Raw genomic sequence first — 21,175 nt, forward strand, 5'->3', positions numbered from 1 at the left:
GCCGCGTTCGCCCGGGCGGCCGGAGCGAGCGATCTCCGGCGCCCGCTGTGTCCGGTCGCGGGGCTCAGCTCTCCGGGAGCGGCTCGGCGGAGCGCCCCTGGCGCGGCGCTCCCGCGTCGGCCTTGCCGCTCGCGGCGGCGGGCGCCGGGGCGGCCGGCACCGCGACGATCGCCGGCAGGACCAGCGGGGCCATCCTCGGATCGACGGCGGCGCGCGGGTCGATGACGCGCGGATCGAGGGCGAGGCCGGGCTGCGCCGCGGCGGGGCCGAGCGCGACGCCCTCCTCGCGACACGCGCGAAAGAACGCCTTCATCACCTCGGACTCCAGCAGATCGTGGCGCTCGAAGTCGGCGATCCAGAACTTGATGACGTACCGCTGGAAGAGGGGTGTGACGGCGGCGAGCCAGAGCCTGGGCGCCGGCTCGCGGAGGATGTCCGCCACCTGCGCGCAGGCGCGCTGCGCCGCGCGCTCGACGGCCTCCGGGGCGGCGTCGAGCGAGACGAGCATCTCGATGTTGCGCGCGCACGTCCGGTCCGGGGCGCAGAAGTTCTGCACGCGCGCCTTGGCGATGATCGAGTTCGGCAGGATCACGATGTCTCCGGAGAACGTCCTGAGGCGGGTCGAGCGCCAGCCCTCGTAGACGACCTGCCCCTCGATCCCGTCGACGAGGATCCAGTCGCCCGCGCCGAACGAGCGCTCGGAGTGCAAGGCGAGCCCGGCGAAGAGGTTGCCCAGGGTGTCCTGGAGCGCGAAGCCGAGGACCACCGTGATCACGGTCGAGGTCGCGAGCAGCGGCACGAGGTCGACCCCGGTGGCCGCGCCGACGATCGAGAGGCCGGCGACCAGGTAGAGGATCGCGAGCAGGAGGTGCCGTACGAGCGCCGGAATCTGCACCTTCTGGCGCTCGGCGAGCCAGTAGTCGATGATCAGGGTCTCGGCGAACTCGATGACCAGGTACGACGCGAGCGCGAGCTCCAGGAGGAGCACGCCCTTGTGGATCCTGGGCAGCTCGCCCCCGCGCAGGGCAATGTACGTGTGGAGCGCGAGCAGCGCGACGAGCCCGCGCGCCGGCAGCCGCATGCGCCGGAGCAGGAGCTCGTCGAGCGACGTCTGCGTGGCGCGCGCGACGCGCGAGAGCAAGCCGAAGAGCAGGCGGTAGGCGACGAACCCGAGCGCGAGCACGGCGAGCGACAGGCCGAGCGCGACGGGCAGCGAGGCGGGGGAGCGGAAGAGGTCGGCCCAGAGCGCCGGGAGCCGGTCGAGGTTCACGGGGCGTGAGTCTGCCACAAGCGGCGGGCGGGGGGCTTGCGCTGCGCCAGGTCCGTCGCGACGGTCGCGATGCAGCCGCCGGCCCCGACCCAGAAGGACCGGACCGTCGGGGAGGTCCTCGCCGAGGAGGAGGCGAGCGCGGCGGACCTCTTGATTCGCATCCTCAGCAAGAGGCACGAGAGCCGCTCCGTCGTGATCACGACAGATCTCTCCTGCAAGCGGTGGGGCACGGTGTTTGGAGATGCGCCGTGCCTCGGGGCGCTGGTCGACCGCTTCGCCCAGCAGAGCTGGGGACTCCGAGAGGCTCGCAAATTTCGCGACGCAGCGCGGTTGCCTCGTGATGGCTCCCCTGCGTTGCCCGCGCGACGCGTCCGTTTCAAATTTCCGCGGTCCCGGACCGAGAAACCGCTTCGCTTCGAGAGGATCGGTCGACGATCGAGGCGCAGCGAGGGGCGAACGCCGCCGACAATGGAAGAATTCAGCATCAACGGTCTTCTCCCTGTGCTGTCCTGAAGCCGAATCCTGGATGCCAAGCTCCCAAGATGGGATAGGCTAGGTCCCGGCGCTGAGCTCTTTGCGGGCGAGGTTCGCCGCACCGGCGTCGCGACGCCGGCCTACCAATTCCGCCATTCTCTTCAGATCGCGCCCCGGCGCGACGAGGTAACGACCATGACCGAGATGAGCCGCACAGGCCGAGGCACACGCAGACTCCTGCTCCTCCCATTTCTCTTCATCATCGCGGCGTCCGGTTGTGGCGAGTCCGGCGCGACCGGTGAGAACGACAACACCGGAGGGGCCAGTCCGGGGACCGGAGGCGCCTCGACGAGCGGCACGAGCGCGGGGACCGGAGGCGCCGCGGCGGGCAGCACGAGCGCGGGGACCGGAGGCGACGCGGCGGGCAGCACGAGCGCTGGAACTGGAGGTGGCGCCACGGGAGGGACCGCATCGGCTAGCAGCGGGGCAGGCACCGGCGGCGCACCGAGCTCAAGTCCGACGTTTCACGTCTTCATGCTCATGGGCCAGTCGAACATGGCCGGTGTCGCAGACAAACAGGCCAGTGACCAGAATTCTGACGCGCGGCTCAAGGTCCTCGGCGGATGCAATCAGCCGGCCGGACAGTGGAACGTGGCCAATCCGCCGCTCAACGATTGCCCTGGTGAAAAAGGATGGAACCTGTCGACCGCCGTCGACCCGGGCATCTGGTTCGGCAAGACCCTGCTCGGAAAGCTGGCTGAGGGGGATACGATCGGGCTGGTCGGCACCGCTGAGAGCGGTGAGTCGATCAACACGTTCATCTCTGGTGGCTCACATCACCAGATGATCTTGAACAAGATCGCCAAAGCGAAGACGGCTGAGAATGCGCGCTTCGCGGGCATCATCTTCCACCAGGGTGAGTCCGACAGCGGCCAGAGCTCATGGCCCGGCAAGGTCGTCCAGCTCTATAACGAGGTGAAAGCAGCCTGGGGGGCCGACTACGACGTTCCCTTCATTCTTGGAGAGCTCCCCGGGGGCGGATGCTGCAGCGGTCATAACAACCTCGTGCACCAGGCGGCCGACATGTTGCCTCAGGGATACTGGATCACTCAGCAGGGGACCAAGGTCATGGATGAGTACCACTTCGATCATGCGTCCGTTGTTCTCATGGGCACGCGTTATGGCGAGAAGATGATCGAAGCTTTGGGGTGGTAACAAAGCGGCTCGCGGCGGGTGCCCGCGCGACCGAGGCCGCTCGAATCCACTGGATTGGAGCGGCCTTTGATGATGTCGGCCGTGGGGATCGCGGGCTGAGAACGCCTCATTCGTTCGCGTCGTCAGCGCACAGGGACGCCCACGAGCGGGTGGCGATGCCTGCAGTTCTCGATGTCGCAGCCGATCTGCTACCAGTACCACGACACGAGCGGCTTGGCTCTCCTGGCCCCCCTCGTTGATTCTCCGCAAGCTCAACCTCTGAAAGCTGGCCGCCGGGCTCCCTCGCGCGGTGCACGCGAGTTGCCAGGCGGGCGCTGGATCTGACATGCTGAGCCGCATGGTGAGGCAGGTGTTGGGGTGCGCGCTGGGCGTGTTCGTCGTTCAAGGCTGCAGCAGCGTCCCTGACGGACGGCGCTCCGAGAAGACGGTTGACACCGGCACGCAGAAGGTTCGAGCCATCTCGGCCGACGACGCCGCGACGTGTGCGCTGCTGACGAGCGGCGAGGTGACGTGCTGGGGCGGGGGCAACCGCGACGGTCAGCTCGAGCCACCAGCGGGACCGTTCACGCAGATCGCCTTCAGGGGCGACCATGGCTGCGGGCTCCGTCCCGACGGCAGCCTCGGTTGTTGGGGTGACAACTACGGCGGAAAGCTTGACCCACCCGCCAGCCGATTCGCGCAGATCTGCGCCGGCACGTATCACAAGTGCGGGCTCACCAGCGCGGGCGCTATCGAGTGTTGGGGCCAGCTCAGCCGCGGGCTCGACGACTACCCGGCGGCGAGCGGCTTCACGCAAATCGTATGCGGGCAAACCTTGAGCTGTGTGCTCGACGCGGCGGGCTCCGCCACCTGCTGGGGCGACGCCCGGCTCGATCCGCTCATGGTCCCAGCTGGGGAAACGTTCTCTCAGCTCGCGGCCGGCAACTACCATGCGTGCGGGCTACGCGTCTCCGACGGCACGGCGGTGTGCTGGGGCAATGACGAGCACCAGCAGCTCACTGCGCCGACGGGCCCCTTCTCCGCGCTTACCGCCGGCTACGGCTTCTCTTGCGGGCTCGAAGCCGGCGGCGCGGCAACCTGCTGGGGAGAGCGGCCGACGGTCGTCGATGGCGAGCAGGTGTTCATCCCCATGGAGTCGCGACCCAACGACCGCTTTACCAGCATCGAGGGCGGCGCCTTTCACGCCTGCGGCATCAAGGCGGATCAGACGATCACTTGCTGGGGTGACAATTTTTACGGTCAGCTCGAGGCGCCGTAGCGCGCCGCTGCGGCGCCTCGAGCGATTCAATCGCGGCGCGCGCTCACTGGATGCAAGCCACCCCCGGAGCGAGCCCTCTCGGACGACTTCTCGCAAGTTTTCCGAGGGGGCTTGGTCTTCTGTTCCTCAGCAAACCTGATCGGAGCCGCTCAACTATCCATCCATCTTGAAGCTGAGCACCGCGATGAGCGAACCTGTCAGCTTGCTCGCTCCGACGTCCACGCCGCCACCCGACACTTCAGACGGCGATGGCTTCACCCATGTATGCCAACACCCCACCCGAGCGCTCGATCGTGCTCAGGTTGATCTGGGGGCGCAAGGACCTCCGTGGCCAGTACCGATGCTCTACGGGATCCGCCGGACTGGATGGCTCGAGAGCGGACGTTAGGTTTCGCACATGAAGAGCCTGCCCGCTGTCGTCCTCGCTCTGTTTTCCTCGCTCTTCGGCGTCTCGTGCATACTGGATGCCGAGCCAACGAACGCAGGCGATCCGACTGGCGAAGCTCAGCAGCAGTTCCCCATCGTCTCCTTTTCTCACGGAAGGATTTCCCTTTCGGCACCATTGTCAAAGATGACGGCAAGGACGAGGGCGGTGGATGGCAGGAGGCCAAGGCCAACCTGCCATTCTCGAAATTGCATAACCTGCGCCCGGTGCGCCGCTGGACGTGCTCTTTCAGGGTAGGGATGCCGCTACGGACTCAGCGTATGGGGCGAATCCGGCCAAACCGTGCGGCCATGCTCAGCATAGGGATCGCAGAGGACGTCGCACGCCGCATGAACTATAACCTCCCGGAAGGGATCTTCTGCAGTAGGTTCATCGACGAGATGCGGGCGACGTTCAAATCCAAGTACCCGCGGCTCGGCGCCACGGTGATGAGGCCATGATGATAACTCGCTCCGAGCTGCTCGACGTCGTCTACCGCTTCTACCCGCGGGGCGTGCGTAACTTCGAGCGCGTCCACGTGCCTCCCAGCGAGCCCTGCTACGACGACACGGAGGAGCGCCGCCGCCTGGTGGAAGCCGCAAACCGCGGGCGAGCGGAGTACTTGACGTGGAAAGCGATGATCCGCCGCGTGGGGGATCGATACAGCCTTCAGAACGAGTCGCTCAGCCTGTTGGCGGGGGGGGTCGAGCCGGCCTACTCGGCCCGCATCTATCGCCCCGAGGACTCGGGGCCCGTTCCATCGCTCAGCGACAGGGCTTCGCTCAGCTTCCACGTGAGCCTTCTCGGGCCCTATTACGGGATCCACGACAGGGGCGAGCCCGACGAGATCTCGGCGGCGGTCGCAGAAGAGATCGAGGCCACGTACCCCGGCTACCGACCGATCCCACCGGAGCTCGGGAACGAGGTGGTGCCGGATGTGGAGATGGACGGGGCGTTGATGGGCAACGCGACGATCTACGTGTGCCTGTTCTCGGACAAGTGGACTTGGGTGGATCCGGTGTAGCTTCGGCTGGCGCGCGAGCTGCCCGACGCCGAGCGCGCCGGAGGCGTTGGCGCGCGAGCTGCCGGCGGACGCGTGCTGGAGCGTGTGCGCGCTCGCGCCCCACGCGCCTGCCGACCTCGTGCCCGCGCTGGTCCAGGCGTGCGCGGCTGCGCCCTGCTTCCGGCGGCCGATGGTGACGGCGGTCGCGGCGCGCCTGGGCGATCTCGGCCGCGCGGACGACGCGCTCGCGCTCGTGGCGGCGCGGCCCGAGGCATCCGACCGGGTCAAGGCACAGGCTGCCGTGCCGGCGCATCTCCCCGCCGCGGCTCGCGACGCCGTCTGGAGACGGCTGGGACGAGGCGCTCTTCGCGCTGGTCCCGCTGGCCGCCTCGATGACCGAGCGGCACGCGCGCCACCTCTGCCAGCGCCTCCTGCAGCACCTCGACTGGAAGCGGCGCCCCGATCTCCTCGACGACTGGACGAAGGACGACCTCGGGCACCTGGCGCCCTTGTTCGCTCGCGTCGCTGGACCGCAGGGCGTCGCCGCGGTGGCCCGGGAGATTGTCGACGTCGTGGCTTCCCTGAGCGCCTGCGGGGCGCCCCTGCCCGGCCTCTGGGTGCTCCCGCTCCGCCCCCGTGGACGCGTCCTCGGGCCTCGCGTCGTCGTCCTGCAAGGGAGGTCCTCATGGCCCGGCCGACGCACCGGCGGAAGGCGGAGCGGGGGCTCCAGTGGCTGATGGGTCTGCGCAGGAACAAGGCTGATGCGGCGATGGAGCGCCATCGTCCAGCTGGCCATCGAGGACCGCAAGATCCTCCGCGAGCTCGGCTTCAGCCGCTGCAGCGGAGGCAAGGCGTCCGCCATGGGTGCCACGCCGGCTCGGCGGACGTACACTCCCTGCATGAACGACATTCGCGACATCAGCCAGGACGAGGCCCGGGTCGCCGAGCTGGTCCGCTCAGCGAGGCGCGTCGCCGTGCTCGGCATCAAGATCGAGGCGCAGGCGGATCAGCCCGCCTTCTACGTCCCGAGCTACCTGCAGAGCGCGGGCGTGGAGGTGATCCCGGTCCCCGTCTACTACCCCGACGTGAAGACCATCCTCGGCCAGCCGGTCTATCGCCGCGTGGCGGACGTCCCGGGACCGATCGACATCGTCGTCGTCTTCCGGCGCGGCCAGGACGTCACAGCGCACCTCGCCGACCTGCTCGCCGCCCGGCCGCGCGCCGTCTGGCTCCAGCTCGGCATCCGGAACGACAGGGTGGCCGAGCGGCTCGTCGAGGCCGGCATCCTCGTCGTGCAAAGCCGCTGCCTCATGGTCGACCACCGCCGCGTCGTCGGGCAGGGCTGAGGCTCGTTAGGGACATCAGGCACCGAGGGCACGGCGGACGACGAGCGTGAGCCGGTGTCGCCGCCGCGCAGCTACAGCGGCCGGTGCTGCGTCCCCTTGCCGTACGTGATCGACAGGAGGTCCCCCGGCTCGCGCACGATGAACCGGTGCCACGCGCCTTGCGGGACCTTGCACGTCGTCCCGGCGACCAGCGCGACGACCCGCTCGCTGCCCTGCTCCTCCAGCACGACGTCGCTCGCGCCCGACAGGAGACACAGGATCTCGTCCCCGGCCGGGTGCATCTCCCACTGCGGCGTGTCCTCGGTCAGGTGAAACCGCATCACCAGCCAGCCTCCATCGTCCGTGATCCGCCGGATGTCCGCGGCCTTCGAGTCGCCGGACATCAGCTCTTGCCAGAACGTCGGCCTCACCTCGATGGGCAGCGCGTCGCCCCCGTCGGCGAGGTGCAGGTAAGTGCTGCGAAGATCGAACCCGGGCTGTCTCTGATTGGCCATGTCCCTCACGTCGCTCCTGAGCGCCCTCATGCCAGCAGGCCGCCCCTGCCCTGTCAATCCGCTCTCCCCGGCGCCGCCGCGCGCCTCCCCGGCGCGCCCGCCGCCGCTCAGCCCGCCGCGATGTGGAGCCCGCCGGTCTCCACTGAACAAATGCTCCCATCCCGGCCAGGACGCGCTACACTGCGCGCGCAGCGACCGCCTCCTCGCCCGGCGCTGACCACACCATGCCGCGCCCCGTGAACAACCCTCCGAACCCGTGGTCGTCGACGCAGGTCGAGTACCTCGAAGAGGCGCCCCCGGCGACGCTGCAGGTCTTCGAGGAGCAGGCCCGATCCATCGTGACCGCGAACGACAGCCCCGATCTTCCATTCCGGTACAGCGTCAACCCGTACCGGGGCTGCATCCACGCCTGCGCCTACTGCTATGCCCGGCCCTCGCACCAGTACCTCGGCTGGGGCGCCGGGACAGACTTCGACCGCAAGATCGTGGTCAAGGCGAACGCGCCCGAGCTGCTCGAGAAGGAGCTCAACAAGCCGGGCTGGCAGGGCGATACGATCGTGTTCTCCGGCAACGTCGATTGCTACCAGCCGCTCGAGGCGAGCTACGAGCTCACCCGCCGCTGCCTCGAGGTCTGCCTCGCGTTCCGGAACCCCGTCGGGCTCATCACCAAGGGCGCGCTCGTGCGGCGCGACGCCGCCCTGCTCGGCGAGCTCGCGCGGCGCGCGCGCGCCCGCGTCCACTTCAGCATCCCCTTCGCCGACGACGCGGTGGCGCGCAAGATGGAGCCGTACGCGAGCCGCTCATCGCTGCGCTTCGAGGCCATGCGCGCGCTCTCGGACGCGGGCGTGCCGACCGGGATCTCCCTGTCGCCCATGATCCCCGGCCTGAACGACAGCGACGTGCCGGAGCTCCTCGAGCGCGCCCGGGACGCCGGGGCGCAGAGCGCCTTCATGATGCCGCTGCGCCTGCCGCGCGAGGTGCTCCCAGTCTTCGACGAGCGCCTCGAGGAGGCCTTCCCGGACCGCGCCGGCAAGGTCCGCCGCGGCATCCAGGAGATGCGCGGCGGCAAGATGAACGAGGCCGCCTTCGGGGCGCGATTCCAGGGCGCAGGCGCGCGCTGGGCGGCGATCCAGCGGCTGTTCGAGGTGCACTGCCAGCGCCTCGAGCTGAACGCGGCGCGCGTTGGCGACGAGGCGGACGAGGCAAAAGAGCGCTCGACCTTCCGGCGGCCGAGCCGGCAGGGGACGCTGTTCGACCTCTGAATGACCCTTGCGACCGGCGCAAGGAATGGGGTACCAGTGAGAAGGCAGTGCATTTTCGGGGGGGTCGCACCGGCGCGACCCCGCTCGCGCCCTGTCCTGGGCAGGCGGTGATGCCGTCCGCCCGCTGACGAGACCTCATGACCTCTCCCGCCCAGGATCACGCCACAGCCCGCCCGGCCCCACGCCGCAAGCTGCTCCTGAATCCGCGATTCCAGCTCAAGTACACGGGGCTCCTGGTCTCGGTGGTGCTCGCGGTCATGGCGGTGCTCGGACTCGTCATCTGGCAGACCGCGAGCGTCGCGAACGAGCAGGCGCAGTACGCGGCGACCCAGGCGGAGCTCGCGCTCAAAGAGGCGGCCAACAGCGCCAAGATCCTGAAGATGAGCACCGCCGCGCTGGGCGGCGACAACGCCGAGCTCGACAGCACCCTCGACGAGGAGCTCGAGAAGACGAACCGCGAGCACGAGCGCAACCTGGCGGAGGTCGCGAAGCGGCGCGCCGAGGTCGAGGGGCTGCGACAGCGCCTCCTCAACATCCTCGTCGGCGGCGGCGTGTTCCTCCTCGTCGTCCTCGGCGTGCTCGGGATCTTCATCACCCAGCGCATCGTGGGGCCGGTCCACCAGCTGAAGCGCCTCTGCCGCCAGGTGGGCACGACGCGGCTCACCATCGGAGGGGGGCTGCGCAAGGGCGATGAGCTCGGGGACCTCTTCGACACGTTCGTGCAGATGACCTACTCGCTCAAGGCGCTCCAGACAGGCCGGCTCGCGACGCTCGACGCGGCCATCGAGCGGGCCGAGTCGGAGAAGGTCTCGGCCGAGGTGCTCGAGGGGCTGCGCGCGCTCCGGGCGCAGCTCTGCCTCGGGCTCAGCGAGGCCGAGACGGTGCGGCGCCGCGCTCCGAGAGGTGGTGAGTCATGAGCCGGATCGCCGGAGCGGAGACGACATGAAACCTCCCGCATTGATCCAGCAGGCAGCCGGCTTGCTCCGCGCCCGCTTCGATCTGAACGAGTACAACCCGACCCCGATCGTCGACCTCGGCGCGCTCGTGGCGAACGCCGACGGCAACGTGGACGCCGAGGAGATCGACGCCCTGCGGCAGCTGATCGAGCCGATGCTCGGCACCCAGCTCAACGCCGAGCTCGTCCGCTACCTCATCGAGGCGAGCCTGAAGGTGATCGCGGCGGCGGGCGTCGAGCCGCGGGTGCGATTGCTCGCGGAGATCCTCATGGACTGCGACGCGGTGGAGGAGGGCATCCTCGTCGCGCTGGCGGTGGCCCACGCGAGCGAGGGGATCTCCGACGCGGAGCGCGCGGTGATCGAGTCGCTCGCCCGCGCGGCGGAGCTGCCGGCGCGCCGGCTCGATCAGCTGAACGAGCAGGTCCGGGGGGCGTTCGCGGCCTGAGCCGGATCAGGGCGGCCGTCAGGCCTCTTCCTTTGTCGCGAGCAGCCGCGACAGGCGCTCTGCCTCGATGCGGACGGCGATGACCTTCTCCCGGTCGAAGACCACCGCGCCCGGAGCCGCGCCGCGCGGCTTGCGCACGTAGCGGCGCGGGAGATAGCTCACCTCGCACACCGCCTCGCCGCGCGCGTCGCTGAAGTGCGCCGCCAGGGTCGCGGCGTCCACGAGCACGTCGGCGGGGCAGCTCGCCCCTTTCTGGAGCGGCACGACGACGTGCGAGCCGACGACGCCCTTCGCGTGCAGCCAGAGGTCGTGCGGCCGCGCATGCTTCGTCGTGAGCGCGTCGTTGTCCTCGGCGCCCCGGCCGACGAGGATCGCCGCGCCGGACGCGCTCCGGTAAGCATGGAACGGCCGCCGCGGGGCGGCCCGGGCGGCCCGCCGGCCGCGGGCTCCGGGCATCCCCGGCTCACCCGCCCCCGCGGCGCCCACCCCGGCGAGCTCCGCGCGCGCGACGCCGAGGGAGCGCGCGCGCTGCGCGAGCGGATCGAGCGCCTCTGGCCGCGCCGACGCCGCCGCGACGTCCGCGGCGAGCGCGGCGAGCGCCTCGAGGGCGCGCTCGGTCTCGGCGAGGCGCGCGCGCATCACCGCCTCGCCGCGCTGGTAGCGCCGCGCCTTGGCGAAGAAGGCCTCGGCCTGCGCCTTCGCGGGGCGCGCCGGGTCGAGGGCGACCTCGAGCTTGCCGCCGGTCTCCCAGTCGTCGAGGAGCGCTCGCGCCGCCCCCCGCGGGACCCGCGCGCCCTGCGCGAGCAGGAGCTGCCCCGTCTTCTGGAGGCGCGCCACGCTCCCCAGCCGCCCGAGATCGCCGCGCACCGCCTCGGCCCTGCGCTCGATCGCCGCGCGCCGCGCCTTGACGGCGCGCGCGAGCGCCGCCTTCTCCTGCCCGGCGGCGGCGTCGTCGCTCGCCTCGACCAGCGCCGCGCCGGCGGCCAGGGGATCCGCCGGGTAGGCGCTCTCGGCCGGCGGGGCGCTCCCCTGCGGCGGCCAGCGAAGGATGAGGTTGCCGGCGCCGTCCAGCAGGCGCACCTCGCCGCGGCGGCCCGGCGCGAGCTCCAGCCGCGCCGCGGGGCTCAACCCGGGTGAGGCCGCCGCCGCCCCCGGGCTCAACCCGGGTGAGGCCGCCGCCGCCCCAGGGCTCAACCTGGGTGAGGCCGCCGCCCCCGCCGCCCCAGGGCTCAACCCGGGTGAGGCCGCCGCCGCCCCAAGGCTCAACCCGGGTGAGGCCGCGGGCCCCGCGCTCAACCCGGGTGAGGCCACCGCCGCCCCCGGGCTCAACCTGGGTGAGGCCACCGCCGCCCCCGGGCTCAACCTGGGTGAGGCCACCGCCGCCCCCGCTTCGCTCAACAGTTCGCTCTCCTGGTCTTTTTCCACCAGAAGCACATCGCCGGCGATGACGGCGATCCCGTCGCCCCGCACCTCGATGGCCAGCACGCGGCGGCCGACCAGGTGGGCCCGCATGGCCGCCAGCAGCGGATGCGACGCCTCGGCGCGGAGCCGCGGCAGCCGCGGCAGGACCCCCGACCCCGCGACGCGCGGCCCGATGCCGACGCCAAGCACGCGCCGCGCTCCGGCGTACACGGCCAGCGCGACGAGCCCCGTCGCGGGGTTCGCGTGCGCCGCGTCGATCCGCGCCCCCACCCAGCTCGCCATCGCCTCGGCGAGCGCCCCGCCTCGCGCCGCGCTCCCTTGATCGTCCTCCATGGCGAACGCCGCTCGTACCCCTCAGCGGAACCGCTCGAAGATCGGCCCGCAGCAGCCAAGGGCGAGATCGCACGCCGCGCCGTTGTCCTGACAGAAGTCCACCTCCACGCCGTTGACGAGGCAAGAGCAGCGGATGCTGCCGGGCCCGTTCGGCCGGCACTCGGCGGCCAGGTCCACGCCCGGGCACGAGCCCTTGCAGGTGCAGGCCCTGCCGCCGCCGTCGAAGCACGCGATCGCCCCGCAGGCGGGGTCGGACGCACACGCATTGTACTCATCCAGGAGCGGCTGGCACCTGGGCGGGATGACGTTGCAATTGAACACCTCGTCCATCGCGCAATCGAAGAACGGTACGAGCTGGCCGTTGCACTCTGGCGCCGCGGACACCTGCTCATTACAGAAGTCGCCGCAGTCGCCCGGTCCCTGCCCGCACGTCGCCAGGAAGAGCTCGCAGTAGTCCACACACCTCGACCTCGCGTCGCCGCCGCCCACCCCGGTCGAGGTCCCCACCGTCGAGCTCGTCGTCGAGCTCGCGCTGGTGCTTGTCACGCCGACGCCGACCGCACTGGTGCTTGTCACGCCGACGCCGACCGCGCTGGCGCTTGTCGCGCCGGCGCCTCCTGACCCGCCGGGCATCCCGTCGACGACGACGTTTCCACCGCAGGCGCTCCCCCAGGCCAGGACTGCGAGCGCAGCGATACGCGTCCTAAGCAGCGTCATTCCCATGGCGCGAGACTAACCCGACGCGGGCGGGGGCGCGAGCGCCGCGCGAGCGCCGATGACGAGCCGCCGTGCGGCCTCGCGTGCGGCGCGCGCGGCTTTGCGATAGAGAGCCGCCGCGTGCTCCTCGACCTCCTGCTCGCCCCGCTGCTCGCCCAGGCCGACGCGCTGCCCCGACCCGGGCCAGCGGCGTCCTGCCCGCCCGACATGGTGCTCGTGGAGGGCACCCACACGGAGAACGTGCAGCGGATCTGCACGAGCTACCGGGGCGGCCACTGCTTCAGCTTCTTCCCCGGGCTGTTCGCCGCCGAGCCGCGCTTCACGCCGGTGCGCACGTGCATGGACCGCCACGAGTGGCCGAACCGGGCGGGCGCGCTGCCGGTCGTGATGCTCCGCTTCGTCGAGGCCGAGCGGGAGTGCGCCGCCGCCGGCAAGCGCCTCTGCACCGAGTTCGAGTGGGAGCTCGCGTGCGAGGGGCCGTCCGCGCTCCCCTTCCCTTACGGCCACGCGCAGGATCCGGCCGCCTGCAACGTGAGCAAGCCCTACCGGGGCATCAGCGAGCGGCGGCTCGCGTCGAACGACCCGGCGGTGCGGGCCGCCGAGACGCAGCGGCTCTGGCAGGGCGAGCCGTCCGGCTCGTATCCGGCGTGCGTGAGCCCGTACGGCGCGGTCGATCTCGTCGGCAACGTGGAAGAGTGGGTGTCGACGTCGCGACCCGAGTGGCCGCACCGCTCGTCGCTGAAGGGCGGCTACTGGTCCAAGCCGTGGGCGGGGTGCCGCGGGACCAACGACTCGCATGGACCGATGTTCCGGTTCTACGAGATCGGGTTTCGCTGCTGCAAGGATCCAGGAGCGGGGACGTAGCGCCGCGACGTCAGGCCTGCTCGTCGCGCAGCACCTTCTGCACGGCCGGATCGGCGTTCATCCGCGCGAAGACACGCGCGAGATGGGGAAACTCGGCGAGGCCGCCCGCCAGCTTCTCGGCCCAGCCCAGGTAGACGAACAGGTAGGCATCCACGACCGTCCGGCGCGAGCCCACCGGAAAGTCGCGACCGGCGAGCTGGCGGTCGAGGTGCGCCAGCAACGCGCGGATCTTCTTCACGGCGTGCGCCTTGAGGTCGTCCCACTGGCCGCGATCGGAGATGAACCTCTCCGGCGCGAACAGCGGCACGAACGCCTTGTGCACGTCCGACGTCAGGTGCGCGAGCCAGCGCGTGACCTCGGCGCGGCCGCGCGGCGACCCGTCGCCGCCGAGCTTCGCCTCCGGATACGAATCGGCGATGTAGCTCAGGACCGCCGCGCCCTCGGTGAGGACCCAGCCGTCCTCCTCGACGATCGCCGGCACCGCGCCGAGCGGGTTCACGGCGAGATACTCGGCTTCCTTTGTCTGCGGCGCCGTGAGCTTGACGGTCTCATACGGCTTGCCGGTCCACTCCAGCGCGATGTGCGGCCCCAGCGAGCAGGCGCCGGGCATGAAATACAGTTTCATCTTCGGTCTCCTCAGGAATATCGTCTGTTGACTTGCTGTTGAGTTGCGCTGATTGCCCCGCGCTCGGCTTGCGCGACCTGCGCAAGTTGCAGCATCTGTGCCATCGAGAGCAGTTCAAGGGAGCAGAGACGCCTGGCCGCGGGCCGCCTTCGAGAGCCCCGCGCCGTAACCGGCGTGCACGGCGCATTGGCCCGCGCTGCACAGCGCCTCGAGCTCATCACGCCGCCTGTCTGTCCATCGCGGCGGCCCCTCGCGCCGCGTCCCCCGGAGCGCCTCCCTGGCTCCGGCCGTTCCGCTGGGAACCAGGGAGACGCTCCGGGGACAATCTACGAGCGTCCTGCCTTCAGGACCACCAGCGCCAGGACGCCAGCGACGAGCCCCCAGAACGCCGAGCCGATACCGAACGAGCTCACGCCGGAGGCCGTGACAAGAAACGTGATGAGCGCGGGCTCGCGCTCGCGCTCGTGGCCGAGCGCCGACACGAGCCCGTTCCCGATCGTCCCCAGGAGCGCGAACCCGGCGATCGCCAGCACGAGCTCGCGGGGGAGCGCCGCGAATACGGCGCCGATCGTCGCGCCGAACAGCCCGGTCATGATGTAGAACACCCCGGCCGCCACGGCGGCCACGTAGCGCCTGGCCGGGTCCTCGTGCGCTTCCCGGCCGACACAGATGGCGGCCGTGATCGTGGACAGGTTCAGGGCAAAGGCACCGAACGGCGCCAGCAGCAGGGTCGTCGCCCCGGTCCAGCCGACGAGCGGCGAGCTCGACACCTTGTAGCCCGACGTGCGGAGCGCGGCGACCCCAGGCACGTTCTGCGACGCCATCGTGACCACGAACAGCGGCAACGCGACGCCGATCACCGCGTGCAGGGAGAACCGGGGCACGACGAGCACCGGCTCGGCCAGCTCCAGGCGTATGCCGCCCGTGTGCAGCAGGCCCTGGGCGCCCGCGATGGCCACGCCCACGAGCAACGCCGAGATCACCGCGTAACGCGGCAGGAGGCGGCGCCCGAGCAGGTAGGTGCACAGCATGGCCATCGTCATCGCGAACTGGATCTTCATCGCCGCGAAGGCATCCAGGCCGAAGCGCAGCAACACGCCCGAGAGCATGCCAGAGGCGATCGACATCGGAATGCGGTTCAGCGCGCGCTCGAACCAGCCGGTGAACCCGCACAGCGTGATGAGGCCCCCCGAGACGACGAACGCGCCCACCGCCTCGCGCATCGAGACGCCGGCCGTCCCGGTGATCAGCATCGCCGCGCCCGAGGTCGACCACGCGGTCGCGATGGGCATCCGGTAGCGCAGCGACAGCCCGATGCAGGTCAGCCCCATGCCGAGGCCGAGCGCCCACATCCAGGAGCCGATCTCCCTCTCCGTCGCGCCGAGCGCAGCCGCCGCCTGGAAGATGATCGCCGCCGAGCTGGTGAAGCCCACCAGCACCGTCACGAGCCCCGCGTTCACCGCGGACACAGAGAAGTCTTTTACCAGGGCCATGTCGCTTCCGATCGTGGTTCCGGGGGATCAAACGCCTATCCGTCGCTGCTCTCGATCCTGGAAGAACGGGCTGTCCACGATCCGGTCGCCGTCGTTCTGGCAGACATCGAGGTGGAACCTCGTCGGGCCGGGGTACCTGAAATAGTTGCGCGGGATCTCGATCATGTGGGCCCGCGCGCGGTCGTACCTCGACGTCTCGCAGATGAACCGCAAGGAGAACGCGTCCCTCGACTCGAGAGGACCATCGCCCAGCAGGACGCTCCTGTGGATCACGTACTTGTCCATCAGCAAGATGTCCCCGAGCTCGTAATCGTCCTCGACGGCGAAGAACTCGAGCAGGTTGTTCATGCCGGAGGAGTTCAGGGGGCCGTCGCGCAGAGCGACGTAGTCCTCGAACGCGACCCCGCCGGCGTCGATCCGCTCCTGCATGCACCTGAAGACGGCGGGATCGACGTGAGAGTACATGTATTCACCGGAGATGATGTCCTTCGGGACGTACCTCATGCCGCCGCGCTGACCCTTCGTGTCGATGGGGTGGAGGGGCGCCCAGATGGTGCAGGCGTAATCCTCGGTCCTGTGGAAACCGAAGCTCTGCGACTCGATGTGCCACTCGAAGCCCTTGCTGAGATTCCTCTTCAGCTCGAAGCCAACGCCCTGCGTGAAGAACAGACGGTGCCCGGTGAGCGCCGACATCGCCGCGCGGAACCTCCGGTCGCGCAGCAGCTCGTAGATCACCGCGTCGCCGGAGCACAGGTCGTACCCCAGCCTGCTGAAGCCCTTCTGGTAGCTGTCCGTGGGCGTGGAGAGCTCCGCCCTCACCTTGTCCCTCAGGTAGAGGACCATGTCCTCGGAGAAGAATCTCTTCAGAAGAACGAAGCCGGTTTGCCGGTAACTCTCGATGTCTCTCTCCGTGATGCTGAACCTGTCGCTGATCGTTTCCATGAATCGCCCTGTCGTTGACTCGATCGATGTTCGCCCTGATGGCGGTGGTTGGCCCGTGAAGCTCCCGCCTCGTGACGTCGACGCGGCGCATGGACGAGCCGATGCGCCGCGCCGCGAGGCTATGAAGCCCGTTTCATGCTCCGCACGCGAATGCCCCTCATGACGGCCGGGCCGGTCCTCCGGCTCGGCGTGACGGCGCCGAAGACGCCCTCCCGAGCGAGCGACCTGGTGAACTTCGAGAGCCACTCCTCGCCGAGCTCGGAGAACGAGCATCCGAGCCGCCAGAGCAGCTGGTGCGTTCTATCGTGGTTGTAGCGGACGTTGCGCGGCTTCCTCGACGCCCAGAAATACCCCAGCGCGAGGTCCGAGTCCTCCTGCTCCCGGACGGCGCCGAAGACGCTCGAGAACGAGGCGTGCTCCGACCGCTCGAGCGCGATGCCGCTCCTCCGCAGCGCGTCGAAGACCTGCTCGAGGGCGACCTCGTAGGGGCTGTCGACGTGGAACACGCCGCCCCGCGTGTGGGGATCGAGCGAGATCGCGACGATGCCGGCGGCGACCTGGTCGATGGGGCTCAGCGCGATCGTGTCCTCGATCTGCCGCGGCACCTTCCCCACCTTGGCGCAGGCGGCCAGGAGCTGGACGAGGCGGTTCTCCCGAGCGTTGCGCTGGAAGCGTCCGGTCCGCGAGTGCCCCGAGACGTTCCCGGAGCGGTAGATGAAGCCGCGCCCGCCCGCCGCCTCGAAGCCCTTGATCAGGCGCTCCGCCATGTACTTGGTCGACTCGTAGTGGTTCTGGAACTCCTGCCCCACGTCCAGCGAGTCCTCCGAGAAGCTGACGGGCTCCGGGGCGGGATTGACGCCGCTGACCGCCAGCGTGGACATGTAGTGCAGGTCCTTGGGCCGCCGATGCATCGCCAGCTCGATGCAGGTTTGCACCGGAGTCAGGTTGGTCCTGCGAAACTCCTCGTCCGACCCGAACAGCCGGGTATCGGCGGCGAAGTGGTAGATCGCGTCGGTCTCCGCCGCGAGGTGCGCGTACAGCCCCGGAGACAGCCCGAAGAGCTCCAGCGCGACGTCGCCCTCGATCACGGTGCAGCGCCCGACGAGGCGGTCGAGCGACGCGCCGGGGAAATACCAGTCGAACGCCGCGCGCAGCCGCTGCGCCGCCGAGGAGCCCTCCTTCCCGCGGACCAGGCAGTAGACATGCGCCCTCGACCGCGACAGCAGCTCGTGCAGCACATGCACGCCGAGGTAGCCTGTAGCGCCGGTCAGGAGAACCGCGCCGTACGGCGGCCGGAGCCGCGCGGCGGTCTGCGCGACGAGGTCCGGCGGAACGTACGTGATGAGGCCGGTGCGCGTCCCCGGCTCCGCGACGATCCGGGGGGCCGGCGCGCTCCATCCGAGCAGCGCGGCGAGCTCACGCTTCATGTCCTGCATCACCGCTGTCATCTCCGCTCCGCCCCATGTCCCCGGAAAAGACAGGTCCAGCGCGAGCTGGCCGCCGACGATCCGGGCGGTGAGCTTCAGCTCGTGGCCGCGGTGGTTCCTCTTGGCTCGCGCGCGCCCGATGTCGTACCGGGCCGGGGTGACGGGGAAGCGGGGGTCGTGACCGAAATCGATGTCGCCAAGATAATTGTAGCAGACCGCCGCCGACGGCGTGGCCGGCAGCTCTTCCCGGGCGCCGTCCCTGCGCAGCACGCCGTAAGCGACGCCCAGATCACGGACCTCGCGCACCGCCGACGCCGCGGAGGCCACCGTGTGCCGGACGCTCCCCTCGCTCACGTCGATGAGCACCGGGAACGTGGAGGTGTGCCACCCGACGACGCGGCTGACGTCGACCGAGTCGTCGAACGCGACCCGACCGTGGCTCTCGACGTCGACGCCGAGCTCCCTCAGGCCTCGGCGACGCGCCAGGCAGAACGCGAACGTGCCCAGCAAGACCACGTGAATGGGCGTCCCCAGGTCGGTGGTCACGTCCCGCAGCAAGAGTCGAGTCTCCTCCTCGGAGAAGCCGATCCACAGTGTGTGGGCCGCGCCATCGGTGTTCGACGCGTCGTACCTGGGCGCGGTGAGTCGAGCCGCCGCGGCCGTCGCGTCCAGCCATGCGCCGCCGTTGCTGTAGAGCGTGCTCTTGTGCTCCTCGATGTGGGCGACCCAGCCCCAGAAGGTCGTCCGGCTGGGCGCGACGGGCGAGCACGTACCGGCGCGGTGGTCGCTGTACAGCCTCGCCAGCTCGGACACCAGGACCCGCCAGGAGATCATGTCGACCGCGACGTGGTGCGCGACCAGCAAGAGGTGGTCTGGCCCCGACGCGCGCTTGAACAGGTGGCACCGGAGCAGCCGCCCGTCTGCCAGAGAGAGCGACTGCTGCACTCGCTGCGAGACCTCCTCGATGTGATCCTCGAACGAGGCCTCGCTCGTGTTCGCCGCGATGAACGAGACATCCATCGCTCCCTCCGCGTCCTCTGCGGCCACGACGCGACCCAGGTCGCCGAGGGCGTCGCGGCCGTAGGCCGTACGCAGCGAAGCGTGGTTCGAGATGAGCTGCCCGAGGGCCCTGCGCATCACGTCGGCGTCGACCTCCACGCCGCACTCGAGGAGGACCGCCTGGTTGTAGTGGTCGGGAGCGGCCAGCTGTTGACGGAAGAAGAAGTCCTGGGCGGCCGAGAACGAGCGGCTCTCTCCGGCAGCCTGCTTGCCGCTCCGGGGCAGCAGCGCCCGGGCGCCGTCGCGGATGGCCTGGAGCAGGCCCGACACGGTCGGGCTCTTCAGGAACGAGTGCGCGGTCACCGCGTGGCCCTTGACCTGCAGCTCGGCGATGATCTGGATCGCGTCCAGCGAGTCGCCGCCCAGATCGAAGAAGTCGTCGTCGTCGCCGAAGGAATCCACCTGGAGAGCGCGCTGCCACAGCGCGCGCACCTCCTGCCCGAGCGGGGATCCGGCGGGAGGAGCGTCGGCCGGGCGCTCGGCGCCGCGCGGCGGCGCCTCGGCCAGCCGCGACAGCACCTGCTCTTTCAGCGCCTTCAGATCGGTCTTGCCATTCTCGTTGCGCGGGAGCTGCTCCATCGGCAGAAAGACGCTCGGGATCATGTGCTCTGGCACGAGGCGCTCGAGCCGCGTCTTCAGCCAGTCGAGAGGGTCGTCGGGCTTCGGGCCCGTGAGCGCGGCGACGATCCGGTTCTTGCCCCTGACCTCCGGAAAGAAGACGGCCGCCTCGCTGACGCCCTCGACCGTGCGCAGCACGCTCTCGATGTGCTCGAGCTCCACCCGGTAGCCGTTGACCTTGACCTGGCGATCGACGCGCCCGAGGAACAGGGCCACGCCGTCGTCGTCGATCGACACGTAATCTCCGGTCTTGTAGAACCGCCCGGGCGCCTCCTCGCCTGAGCCGATCAGGACGAAGCTCCTCTCGGTGGCGGCGGGATCCCCGACGTAGCCGGCGGCGACGGAGGGGCCTCCGATGTACAGCTCTCCTCTCGCGCCGCTCTCGCGGAACACGCCGTCCTCGCAGCGGACCTTCAACACCGTGCTGCCGAGCGCGCGGCCGATCGGCACCGAGTCCGATCGCAGCTCGGCTATCTGCTGGACTCCCGCGATCGGATAGGCGGTGACGCCCACGGTCGTCTCCGTCGGGCCGTAGTGGTTCGCGAGCGTGCGGACGAGGCCGGAGTCCAGGATCCTCCGGGCGAGGCTGACAGGCAGCGCTTCCCCGCCGAGCACGAGGTAGAGCAGCCGCAGCGCCTCGTCGCGCCGCTCTGTCGCGAGGGAGAAGATCGCGTTCCAGTGGGAAGGCGTGATCTTCAAGAACTGGATCTGGTTGTCGCTCAGGTAGCCGCGCAGCGCGGCCGGGTCCTTTCTCGTCCGTGCGTCGATCAGGTGGAGGCAGCCGCCCGTGTACAGCGAGAGGAACAGCGATGTGTTGCCCAGGTCAGCCGCGAGGGTGCTGGCGTGGGCGTACCGGAGGCCCGGCTCGACGCTCAGGCGGGCGGCGATCGCCGAGGTGTAGTGCGCGATATTGCCGTGGGTGACGGCGACGCCCTTCGGCTTTCCGGTCGAACCGGAGGTGTACAGCACGTAGGCGACCTGCTCCGCGGTCACCGGCGGCAACGCGACCTCGGCGGAGGGGCGGCGCGCGTCGTCGACGCAGATCGCGGGCAAGCCGAGCGCCCGCAGCGAAGCGAGGCGCTCTCGCTCGCAGAGGATGACGCGCGCGTTGATCGACGCGAGGCGGTTCATGTTCTCTGCGGGGTTCCCGTCGTCCTCCACGACCGTGTACGCGGCGCCGGCCTTCATCACGCCGACCAGGGCCACCAGCGCGTCCGCCGTCCGCTGCATGTAGAGCGCGACCAGCGCGCCGTCCGAGTTGCCAGCCTCCGCCAGGAACGCGGCCAGCTCATTCGCCCGCCGCACCAGCTCGCCAAAGCTCAGGCGGCGCTCGCCGGCGACAACGGCGAGGCGGCCTGGCGTGCTGCTGGCGATTGAATCTATCTGATGAATCAACATACTGCGTGTCTTCCTCGAAGATCCCTGCGATGGGTCTCATGGTGTGTTTTGTTCGTGCGCGACAGCTGTAAGTCGAAGCCAGCCGTGTCGACCGCCGGCCGGAGCGCCTCGTCGGCTCGCTCGAGGGTCG

19 protein-coding genes are annotated in these 21,175 nt (G+C 70.0%); 10 read left to right on the forward strand and 9 right to left on the reverse strand.

What is annotated here, in order from left to right; translation table 11 throughout:
• Nucleotides 1-64 precede the first annotated feature (64 nt).
• Together WMF17_RS27470 and WMF17_RS27475 are read right to left on the reverse strand one after the other, a co-directional pair.
• Nucleotides 65-1,270 carry a mechanosensitive ion channel family protein gene (locus WMF17_RS27470; RefSeq protein ID WP_437644104.1) on the reverse strand — a complete coding sequence of 402 codons (1,206 nt, stop codon included), beginning with the start codon at nt 1,268-1,270 and terminating at the stop codon, nt 65-67.
• A complete protein-coding gene (locus WMF17_RS27475) occupies nt 1,267-1,470 on the reverse strand; it encodes a hypothetical protein (RefSeq protein WP_437651480.1) in 204 nt (67 codons plus the stop codon). Before WMF17_RS27475 ends, WMF17_RS27470 begins: the two co-directional genes overlap by 4 nt.
• On the opposite strand from WMF17_RS27475, the gene WMF17_RS27480 reads away from it, so the two are divergent.
• The 6 genes from WMF17_RS27480 (at nt 1,463) to WMF17_RS27505 (ending at nt 6,990) form a co-directional block, all read left to right on the forward strand.
• Nucleotides 1,463-1,783, forward strand: a complete 321-nt coding sequence (locus WMF17_RS27480) for a hypothetical protein (protein WP_437644105.1) — start codon at nt 1,463-1,465, stop codon at nt 1,781-1,783. The two genes, WMF17_RS27475 and WMF17_RS27480, sit on opposite strands and share 8 nt — an antisense overlap.
• Before the next feature lie 495 nt (nt 1,784-2,278).
• The gene (locus WMF17_RS27485; RefSeq protein ID WP_437596125.1) at nt 2,279-2,959 is read left to right on the forward strand and encodes a sialate O-acetylesterase; all 681 of its coding nucleotides are present in this window, start codon (nt 2,279-2,281) and stop codon (nt 2,957-2,959) included.
• Nucleotides 2,960-3,284: 325 nt separating this feature from the next.
• On the forward strand, nt 3,285-4,217 hold the full coding sequence (locus tag WMF17_RS27490) for an RCC1 domain-containing protein (protein ID WP_437596126.1): 933 nt from the start codon (nt 3,285-3,287) through the stop codon (nt 4,215-4,217).
• Between the two features lie 881 nt (nt 4,218-5,098).
• Entirely contained in the window at nt 5,099-5,665 is a 567-nt protein-coding gene (locus WMF17_RS27495; protein ID WP_437596128.1) for a hypothetical protein, read from the forward strand.
• Between the two features lie 371 nt (nt 5,666-6,036).
• Nucleotides 6,037-6,381 (forward strand): hypothetical protein, encoded by a 345-nt coding sequence (locus WMF17_RS27500; protein WP_437644106.1) that lies wholly within the window; start codon nt 6,037-6,039, stop codon nt 6,379-6,381.
• A 162-nt stretch (nt 6,382-6,543) separates the two neighbouring features.
• Complete coding sequence (locus WMF17_RS27505; RefSeq protein WP_437604316.1) at nt 6,544-6,990, forward strand: CoA-binding protein; 447 nt, start codon at nt 6,544-6,546, stop codon at nt 6,988-6,990.
• Nucleotides 6,991-7,061: 71 nt separating this feature from the next.
• Here WMF17_RS27505 and WMF17_RS27510 read toward each other — a convergent pair whose 3' ends face one another.
• A complete protein-coding gene (locus WMF17_RS27510) occupies nt 7,062-7,484 on the reverse strand; it encodes a cupin domain-containing protein (RefSeq protein ID WP_437596130.1) in 423 nt (140 codons plus the stop codon).
• A 224-nt stretch (nt 7,485-7,708) separates the two neighbouring features.
• Between WMF17_RS27510 and WMF17_RS27515 the strand changes: the two genes are divergently transcribed.
• From WMF17_RS27515 to WMF17_RS27525, 3 genes are all read left to right on the forward strand, one after another.
• Nucleotides 7,709-8,746 carry a PA0069 family radical SAM protein gene (locus WMF17_RS27515; RefSeq protein ID WP_437596132.1) on the forward strand — a complete coding sequence of 346 codons (1,038 nt, stop codon included), beginning with the start codon at nt 7,709-7,711 and terminating at the stop codon, nt 8,744-8,746.
• Between the two features lie 137 nt (nt 8,747-8,883).
• Nucleotides 8,884-9,663 carry a HAMP domain-containing protein gene (locus WMF17_RS27520; protein ID WP_437596133.1) on the forward strand — a complete coding sequence of 260 codons (780 nt, stop codon included), beginning with the start codon at nt 8,884-8,886 and terminating at the stop codon, nt 9,661-9,663.
• A gap of 25 nt (nt 9,664-9,688) precedes the next feature.
• Nucleotides 9,689-10,147, forward strand: a complete 459-nt coding sequence (locus WMF17_RS27525) for a tellurite resistance TerB family protein (protein WP_437596134.1) — start codon at nt 9,689-9,691, stop codon at nt 10,145-10,147.
• An 18-nt stretch (nt 10,148-10,165) separates the two neighbouring features.
• Here the strand turns inward: WMF17_RS27525 and WMF17_RS27530 are convergent, their stop codons facing one another.
• Entirely contained in the window at nt 10,166-11,902 is a 1,737-nt protein-coding gene (locus tag WMF17_RS27530; RefSeq protein WP_437644107.1) for an NFACT RNA binding domain-containing protein, read from the reverse strand.
• Nucleotides 11,903-11,923: 21 nt separating this feature from the next.
• Complete coding sequence (locus WMF17_RS27535; RefSeq protein ID WP_437644108.1) at nt 11,924-12,625, reverse strand: hypothetical protein; 702 nt, start codon at nt 12,623-12,625, stop codon at nt 11,924-11,926.
• A gap of 114 nt (nt 12,626-12,739) precedes the next feature.
• Here WMF17_RS27535 and WMF17_RS27540 point away from each other — a divergent pair, with 114 nt between their 5' ends.
• Nucleotides 12,740-13,483 (forward strand): formylglycine-generating enzyme family protein, encoded by a 744-nt coding sequence (locus WMF17_RS27540; RefSeq protein ID WP_437644109.1) that lies wholly within the window; start codon nt 12,740-12,742, stop codon nt 13,481-13,483.
• A 10-nt stretch (nt 13,484-13,493) separates the two neighbouring features.
• Here the strand turns inward: WMF17_RS27540 and WMF17_RS27545 are convergent, their stop codons facing one another.
• From WMF17_RS27545 to WMF17_RS27560, 4 genes are all read right to left on the reverse strand, one after another.
• The gene (locus WMF17_RS27545; protein ID WP_437596138.1) at nt 13,494-14,108 is read right to left on the reverse strand and encodes a glutathione S-transferase family protein; all 615 of its coding nucleotides are present in this window, start codon (nt 14,106-14,108) and stop codon (nt 13,494-13,496) included.
• 326 nt (nt 14,109-14,434) lie between these two features.
• Entirely contained in the window at nt 14,435-15,613 is a 1,179-nt protein-coding gene (locus WMF17_RS27550; protein WP_437651402.1) for a benzoate/H(+) symporter BenE family transporter, read from the reverse strand.
• Nucleotides 15,614-15,628: 15 nt separating this feature from the next.
• On the reverse strand, nt 15,629-16,543 hold the full coding sequence (locus WMF17_RS27555; RefSeq protein WP_437644110.1) for a hypothetical protein: 915 nt from the start codon (nt 16,541-16,543) through the stop codon (nt 15,629-15,631).
• A 119-nt stretch (nt 16,544-16,662) separates the two neighbouring features.
• Nucleotides 16,663-21,045 carry an amino acid adenylation domain-containing protein gene (locus WMF17_RS27560; RefSeq protein WP_437644111.1) on the reverse strand — a complete coding sequence of 1,461 codons (4,383 nt, stop codon included), beginning with the start codon at nt 21,043-21,045 and terminating at the stop codon, nt 16,663-16,665.
• Nucleotides 21,046-21,175: the final 130 nt, after the last annotated feature.

The sequence above is a fragment of the Sorangium sp. So ce362 genome (assembly GCF_051519845.1).
GTDB lineage: Bacteria > Myxococcota_A > Polyangia > Polyangiales > Polyangiaceae > Sorangium.